Below are 9,072 nucleotides of genomic sequence, written 5' to 3' on the forward strand. Positions count from 1 at the left end.
TCGCTGTTCATGGTCGTACACGCCGCGCTCGCAGCCCTGCTCGCTCGGCTGAGCAGTAACGACGACATCGCGATCGGTACACCGCTGGCGGCGCGGCGTGATCAGGCACTCGACGATCTGGTCGGCATGTTCGTCAACACCCTGGTGTTGCGTACCCCCGTCCGTCCCGGCGACACCTTCGTCGAATTGACCGACCGCGTCCGGGAGAGCGACCTGTCGGCGTTCGAGAACTCGGACGTTCCCTTCGAGCGTCTGGTGGAGGCGCTTCGAGTCCGTCGTTCGTCGGCGTACTCACCGCTCTTCCAGGTGATGCTCTCGTTCCAGAACAACCGGATCGGGGCGCTCGAGCTGCCAGACCTCACGGTCGAGGTGCTCGACGACATGGCCGAGGGCGCCAAGTACGACCTGACCTTGACGCTGACCGAACTGTTCGACGAGGCCGGCAGGCCCTCTGCCCTCGCCGGCCGGTTCACCTACGCCACCGACCTGTTCGACGAATCGACCGCCCAGCGGATTGCCGAGCGATTCATCCGGATCCTCGACGCCGTCGTGGCCGATCCCCATACCGCGGTGGGCGATATCGACATCCTCACCGAGCACGAGAGAGCAAAGTTGACTCAACGCAATTCCGGTCGTCCGATGACTGTTCGCGAGCTGCCCCCGCTGCTCGCCGCCGCCGTGCAGGTGGCGCCCGACGGGATTGCGGTGGCACACGACGGAATGCAGGTGACCTACCGCGAGTTCGATGAACGCCTGCGTCTGATGTCGGGGCCGATGACCGAACGCGGCATGAGCCAGGACGCGATCGTCTCCGTGGTCCTGTCCGGGCTGGTGCCGACCATCATGATGGCTCCGCCGTCCGCGGACGGCAAGGACGGATTCGGTGCGATCCTCGACACGGTCATCGCCGACGCGCACGCGCTGGTGGGTGACATCGATTTCGGTGCGTTCCAGGCCGAGACCACCCCTGCCGTGGAGTCGGATGCTCCCGACCCGGCGGGATGGCCACTCGAGCGCGCGGTTGCGCGCTGGCAGGAATCGGTGGAGCGGGAACCGGATGCTGTCGTGGTGGTCAGCAACGGTGTGGCAACCACACGTTCGGAACTCAATCGACGCGCCAATCAGCTGGCGCGTGAGCTGAGTTCCCGCGGTGTGGGGCCGGACGACGTCGTCGCGCTCCTCGTACCCCGCTCCCTCGACTGGGTGGTGGGGATGCTCGCCGCATGGAAGCTCGGCGCCGCATATTCGCCGTTCGATCAGGCATGGGCACTCGAACGCATCGCCGGGCTGGTCGAGGCGAGCGGTGCCCGTGCGGTCGTCGCGACCCGTTCGTGGACAGGCCTTGCCGACGCGCCGTTCGACGTCCTCGTGGTCGACGACCCGGATGCCGTCCGCCATCTCGAATCGCTCGACGCGGACGACTTCGCCGACGACCCATGGTCCTGGCCCGGCGCAGGGGACCGGCTCGCTTACGTTATTTCGACGTCGGGGTCGACGGGTAAGCCGAAGCCCACGATGGTGCCGATGATCGGCGTGTCCAACACGTTCCAGTGGTACCGGAAGGAACTCGGCTTCACTGCGGGTACCGGGGTGCTGGTGGCGAACTCACCACTGTTCGATCAGACTCAGAAGAACATCTGGGTCTCGCTCGCCTACGGTGGTGTGCTGCACCTGGCAGCCGCCGGATTCGACCCGCTGCCGATCCTGGACATGATCGGTACCGGCAAAATCGCGATCGCCAACATGGCCCCCAGTGCGTTCGAGGTTCTCGCCGACCTCGACTCCGCCGGCGTTCTGACGAACCTCGACGCGGTGGTTCTCGGGGGTGAACAGGTGCGCCCGGCCGCGTGCGCACCGCTGATCGGCTCCCGCACCCGGCTGATCAATACCTATGGTCCGACCGAGACGTCCGACACCACGTCCTGCTACGACGTGGATCTGTCCTCGGCCGATGCGGAAACAGGCCTCATCCCGATCGGCGCAGCGTTCGAGGGCGTCCGATACCACGTGCTCGACGGACGCCTTCGAGCCGTGCCCCAGGGTGTCACGGGTGAGCTGTACATCGGCGGCATAGTCGTGGGCCGGGGATACGGCGGCATGACCGGCCTGACGGCGTCACGGTTCGTCGCGAACCCGTTCGGGGGAGACGGTGCCCGCATGTACCGCACCGGTGACCTCGTCCGGGAACGTGCCGACGGTCAGCTGGTGTTCCTGGGCCGCAGCGATTTCCAGGTGAAGATTCGTGGCCTGCGGGTCGAGCTGGGGGAGATCGAATCCGCACTCACCTCCGATCCGGACGTGCTGCAATCCATCGTCGTGGTCCATGAAAGCGAAGGCAACGCGCGACTGGTCGCCTACGTGACCGCCGCCACCGGCGCCGCGCTCGACAGCGACGCAGTGCTGGCGAAGCTGCGTGCGGTGCTGCCGTCGCACATGGTTCCCGACGCGCTGACGGTGCTCGACGAGATGCCGCTGAACCCGAGCGGCAAGATCGATCGCAAGGCTCTTCCCGAACCGGAGTTCGTCTCGGACACGGCCTCGTTCGTGGCCCCGCGCACGCCGCTCGAGGAAGTGGTCGCGGGAATTTTCGGGGACGTGATCGGTGCCGGTCGGGTAGGTGTGCACGACTCGTTCTTCGACCTCGGTGGCAACTCACTGAGCGCGACCAGGGTCGCCGCCCGCGTCTCGGCCGCCACCGGAACAACGGTGGGCATGCGCGACCTGTTCGAGGCTCCCACCGTTGCCGCCCTCGTCGCCTTCGTAGAGCAGCTGGGTGGTGACGGCACCCCACGTCCCCCGCTGGTGGCCGGACCGCGGCCGGCGGAACTGCCGCTGTCGCCGGCACAGCAGCGGATGTGGTTCGTCAACCGCTTCGATCCCACGTCGCCCGCGTACAACATCCCGCTCACCGTGCGGCTTTCCGGCAACCTCGACCTCGACTCTCTCCGAGCTGCGTTATCGGACGTCGTGGCCCGACACGAGGTGCTCAGGACCGTGTATCCCGACACCGATCACGGTGCACACCAGGTCATCCTGCCCGTGGATGACGTGCAACTCGACGTCGAACCGGTCGACGTGGAGGAAACGGCGCTACAGGAAAAGCTGTTCGAGTTCGCCGCCGCCGGCTTCGACGTGACCGACACCGTTCCGGTGCGTACCCGGCTCTTCCGGGTGGGCCCGTCGGACCATCTGCTCGTCCTCGTGATGCATCACATCGCTTCCGATGGCGGATCCACCCTTCCCCTGGCGCGCGATGTGATGGCCGCGTACACCGCCCATGTCGAGAACACGGAACCGCAGTGGCCGCCGCTTCCGGTGCAGTATGCGGACTTCGCGATCTGGCAACGCGATCTGCTCGGATCACCGGAAGATCCGGAGTCCCTGGCCGCCCGGCAGATCGAGTTCTGGAAGAAGTCGCTGGCCGGTCTCCCTGACGTCCTCGACCTTCCGACGGATCGTCCGCGACCCGTCACCCGTTCGATGGCGGGTGGGTCGGTGAACTTCACCGTCGGAGAAGACCTCCATCGTCGCCTCGGTGAGGTGGCGCGAGCACGGAACGTCTCGGTGTTCATGGTGCTGCACGGCGCGTTGTCGGTGCTGCTGGCCCGTCTGAGTTCGTCCGACGACATCGCCATCGGCACTGCCGTCGCCGGCCGCGGGGACGAGGCCCTCGAAGACCTCGTCGGCATGTTCGTCAACACCCTGGTGCTCCGCACGCAGGTCGAGCCCGGTGCGGCCTTCAGCACCCTGCTCGAGCAGGTCCGGGAAACGGATCTGCAGGCGTTCAGCAATCTCGACGTCCCGTTCGAGCAGTTGGTCGACGAGGTGAAGCCGTCCCGCTCGATGGCGCACTCACCGCTGTTCCAGGTGGTGCTCTCGCACCAGGTGAACGCGATCCCGACTCTGGAATTCGCCGGTCTCGCGGCCACACCGGGTGCCGTCGACGTGCAATTCAGCAAGTTCGACCTCACCGTGGATCTCAGCGAATCCTGGTCCGACGCCGGCACCCCCGCGGGCATCGAGGGCGTCTTCGGCTATGCGAGCGACATTTTCGACGAGGCAACCGTGCAGAGCTTCACGGACCGGTTCGTCCGCATCCTCGAGGCGGCGGCCGCCGACAGCGACGTCGTGGTCGGTGACATCGACATCCTCGACCCCGCCGAAACGTCCGAGCTCACTCACGTCCGCGGCATCGAGGGCGCCGAGCCGACGACGCTCGTGCAGTTGCTGGCAAGTGCCGTCGCCGCGAACCCGGACGGGCAGGCGCTGAGCTTCGCCGGCGAGAGCGTGACCTACCGCGAGCTCGACGAACGCTCCAACCGACTCGCCCGCCTTCTCATCGCCCGCGGTGTCCGTGCCGAGACATTCGTGGCCCTGGGCATCACCCGCTCGATCGCCTCGGTGACCGGGATCTGGGCCGTCGCCAAGAGTGGTGGTGCCTACGTTCCGGTGGACCCGAACTACCCGGACGAGCGGATCGCGCACATGGTTGCCGATTCCGGCGCCACGCTCGGACTTTCCGTCGAGGCGGAGGTGGGCCGATTCCCGGCCGACCTCGAGTGGCTGATCCTCGACAGTGACGAGTGTGAGACCGCCTGCGCACGCATGTCGCCGGCCCCGGTCACCGAATCGGACCGGCTCTCACCGGTGTCAACGTTCAACAGCGCGTACGTGATCTACACATCGGGCACCACGGGGCAGCCCAAGGGCGTTGTCGTGACGCACCGCGGCCTGGCCAATTTCGCCGCCGAACAGCGTGAGCGGTACGGGCTGACCACGTCGTCGCGGACCCTGCATTTCGCGTCCCCGAGTTTCGATGCATCCGTGCTCGAACTGCTCCTCGCAATCGGTGCCGGTGCGACGATGGTGATCGCGCCGACCGACGTCTACGGCGGACCCGAGTTCGCGAAGTTCTTGCGGGACAACAAGGTCACACACGGCTTCGTTACACCGTCGGCGCTGGCCTCGGTGGATCCGACCGATCTGGTCGACTTCCAGTATGTCGTTGCCGGCGGTGAGGCATGCCCGCCGGAACTCGCCGCGCGGTGGGCGCCGGGCCGCAAACTCTTCAACGGGTACGGCCCCACCGAGACCACCATCATGACCAACATCAGCCGGCCGCTGTCCGCCGGTGGTCCCGTCACGATCGGCGGCCCGATCCGGGGTACGAGTGCGCTCGTCCTCGACGACCGTCTGCGTCCCGTTCCCGTGGGGATTGCAGGTGACCTCTATCTGTCGGGCCTCGGGCTGTCTCGCGGATATCACCGTCGCACGCCGCTGACCGCGGAGCGCTTCGTGGCCAACCCCTACGGTGAGCCCGGCGAGCGGATGTACCGCACGGGCGACGTCGTGCGCTGGAAGGCGCTCGATGACGGCGTGCTCACCGTCGATTACTTGGGCCGCAGCGACTTCCAGGTGAAGGTGCGCGGATTCCGCATCGAACTCGGCGAGATCGACGCGGTGCTGGCCAAGCATGAGTCGGTCGACTTCGTGACCACCTCGGCTGTCCAGACGGCGACCGGAGACACGGCATTGGTGTCGTGGGTGCTACCGACGGCCGACGTCGAGATCGACAAGGCCGCTCTGCTGGCGTTCGCCGGCGAGTTCTTGCCGTCCTATATGGTGCCCGCGACAGTGGTCGTCCTCGACGAGGTGCCGCTGACCCCGGTCGGCAAGCTCGATCGCAGGGCACTTCCAAAGCCCGAATCCTTCGCGGAGACGAGGGAATTCCGGGCTCCTCAGACCCGTGTCGAACAGGCTGTGGCCGACGTGTTCGCGGATGTCCTCGGTATCGAGTGCGTGGGGCTCGACGACGCCTTCTTCGACCTCGGTGGCAACTCGCTGATCGCCACCCGTGTGATCTCCCGGATCAACACTGCACTCGACACCCGGATCGGCGTGCGCGAGATCTTCGAGGCACCGACGGTTGCGGCGCTGGCGCGCCGCGTCGAGGAACTCGGCACGGGCGGCGCCGCCCGTCCGGCACTGACACCCCGACCGCGACCGGACCGTATTCCGCTCTCGCTCGCGCAGCAGCGGATGTGGTTCGCGAACCGCTTCGATCCGGCCTCGCCTTCGTACAACATTCCGCTCGCACTGCGTCTTTCGGGTTCGCTCGACGTGGACGCTATGCGCGACGCCCTCGCTGACGTCCTCGAGCGCCACGAATCGCTGCGCACCGAGTTCCCGAACTCTCCCGACGGCCCGTACCAGGTCGTCCGTTCGGTCGCCGACGTCGACCTCGGGCTCGAACTCGTAGCCGTGGCGGGCGAGCAGGATCTGCAGGAGAAGGTTCTCGCCTTCGCGACCACCGGCTTCGACGTCACCAAGGCGGTGCCGGTGCGGGCCGCGCTCTACCGGCTCGACGCCGCCGAGCACGTCCTCGTCATCGTGATCCACCACATCTCCGCGGACGGTGGATCCATGGCCCCGCTCGCGCGTGATCTTCTGACCGCGTACAGCGCTCGGATCGACGGCGCCGCACCCGGCTGGGCGCCGCTGCCAGTGCAGTTCGCCGTCTTCGCGTTATGGCAGCGGGAGGTGCTCGGCTCCGAGGACGATCCGACGTCCCCGGCGGGGCAGCAGCTCGAGTACTGGAAGGACACCCTCGCGGACCTCCCGGCACTGCTCGATCTGCCACTGGACCGTCAGCGCACCCCCCACCGGTCACCGCAGGGCGCGCGCGTGGAGTTCGAGATCAGTGCCGAACTGAAGGCTGCGCTCGGCGAGGTCGCTCGCCGGAACAACACCACCCTCTTCATGGTGATGCATGCGGCGTTCGCGGTACTCCTCGCCCGCATGAGCGGGAGCGAGGACATCGCCGTGGGCACCCCGGTGAGTGGGCGCGGAGACGCGGCGCTCGACGACCTCGTCGGCATGTTCGTCAATACTCTCGTACTACGGACACAGGTGGCGCGCTCGGCCAGGTTCGGCGATGTTCTGGAAGGTGCCCGCGAAACGGATCTCGGGGCGTTCGGGAACACCGACGTGCCCTTCGAGCGCCTCGTCGAGGTGCTCGCGCCGCCGCGGTCGACGGCGTATGCGCCACTGGTCCAGGTGATGCTCACGTTCCAGAACAACGAGTCGGCCCGGCTGGAGCTGCCGGGGCTCGTGGTGACAGCCCTCGACAGTGATTCCGCGCTCGCGAAGTTCGATCTCACGCTTGCGATCGACGAACAGGGAGCAGACGTCTCGGGACCGACACGGGCGGTCTTCAGCTACGCCACCGACATCTTCGACGAGTCGACCGTGGCCAAGTACGCAGATCGTTTCCACCGCATTCTCGAGGCGGTGGCCGGCGACAGTTCCGTCGTGGTCGGTGACATCGACATCCTGTCGGCGGACGAGCACGCCGAATTGGACGCCCCCGCCGCTACCGACGATCCCGTCGCATCGCTGGGCTCGCACGGCGTGGCGGAGGAACTCGCCACGAAGCCGTTGCCGGAGCTTCTCGATGCGGCAGCGTCGATCAACCCCGACGGGATCGCGCTGTCGCACAGCGGCACCGACATTACCTATCGGCAGTGGCATGACAAGTCCGCAGAGCTGGCCAAGACTCTGGCGAGTGTGGGGGTCGGCCCCGAGGCAGCGGTCACCGTGGCGCTGTCCACTCTGCTGCCCGGAATTCTCGACGGTGCGTCTGGTGAGGGATTCGCGGACCGATTCGCGGGAATGCTCGCCGGGGTGATCGCCGAGGCCACGTCCGCCTCGGACGCCCGCACCGAGGCACTCCCGATCGATCCGATCGCACTCTGGACGGAGCAGGTAGCGCTCGATCCGGACGCTCTCGCCCTGGCCGGGACCGATGTCCGGCTCTCGCGCCGCGAACTGAACACGCGGGCGAATCGGCTCGCCCGCGAACTGACGGCCCGCGGTGTCCGACCGGACGATGTGGTGGCCCTCGTCGTTCCCCGCTCGATCGAGTGGATCGTCGGCATGCTGGCGACGTGGAAGGCCGGCGCGGCCTACGCACCGATCGATCCGACGTATCCGCCCGAGCGCATCGAAGCGATGATCGAGGACTGCGGTGCCCGTGTGGTGGTCGGCGCCGGCACGTGGTCCGATGCGGAGAGGGTGAACGCCGACGTTCTCGTGCCCGGCGATCCGGACGTCTCCCGGACACTCTTGACACACGACGAGTCCGATCCCGAGAACCGCTGGGGCGAGCCCGGATCCGGAGCGCGTCTGGCGTACGTGATCTCCACTTCCGGTTCGACGGGACGTCCGAAGCCGACGCTCGTGCCAATGGCCGGTTTTGCGAACATGCTGGTGTGGTACCGGTGCGAGGCCTCGCTCGTAACGGACGCGGGAGTGCTCATCACCTCGTCCCCGGGCTTCGACCTGACCCAGAAGAATGTCTGGGGCACGCTGTCGTCGGGTGGTGTCGTGTACCTCGCCCCCGATGGTTTCGAGCCCGTGTCGATCCTGCGTATGATCGCGGACAACGACATTCACGTCGTCAACATGGCACCGAGCGCCTTCGAGGTACTCGTCGATCTCGACGACGCCGACGCGTTGTCGTCGTTGCGCTCGATCTTCCTCGGCGGTGAGGCCGTGAACGTGGCTCCGCTGAAGGACCTGCTGTCGCGGGGCGTCAGGATCTTCAACAGCTACGGTCCGACCGAGGCGTCCGATGTCGTCGCCCGGTACGAGATCCGGCCGCAGGATGCGGAATCCGCTCAGCAACGCGTCCCCACCGGTACCGCGTTGCAGAACGTGTCACTGCATATACTCGACGGCCGTCTGCGGAGAGTTCCCGACGGCGTGACCGGCGAACTGTACGTCGGCGGTATCGCGGTCGGCCGAGGCTACGGCGGCCTGACGGGTCTGACGTCCGCACGTTTCGTTGCCGACCCTTTCGGCGAGGCCGGCACCCGTCTCTACCGCACCGGCGATCTGGTGCGTCGCCGGAACGACCAGCACCTCGAGTTCCTGGGGCGTACCGACTTCCAGGTGAAGATTCGCGGGCTCCGAATCGAGCTCGGCGAGATCGAGTCGTCGCTGCTGGCGCATCCCGATGTGTTCCAGACGGTGGTCGTGGTCCATGAGGGCGAACACGGGCAACGTCTCGTC

General features: G+C 66.9%; 1 protein-coding gene. It reads left to right on the forward strand.

Features of this window, described 5'->3' with window-relative positions; genetic code table 11:
• On the forward strand, window positions 1-9,072 hold a 9,072-nt coding region (locus WAW17_RS09045), incomplete at both ends, for an amino acid adenylation domain-containing protein (protein ID WP_422332648.1).

Origin of the sequence: Rhodococcus sp. (in: high G+C Gram-positive bacteria), assembly GCF_049286785.1 — a bacterium.
Taxonomy (GTDB): Bacteria; Actinomycetota; Actinomycetes; order Mycobacteriales; family Mycobacteriaceae; genus Rhodococcus_F.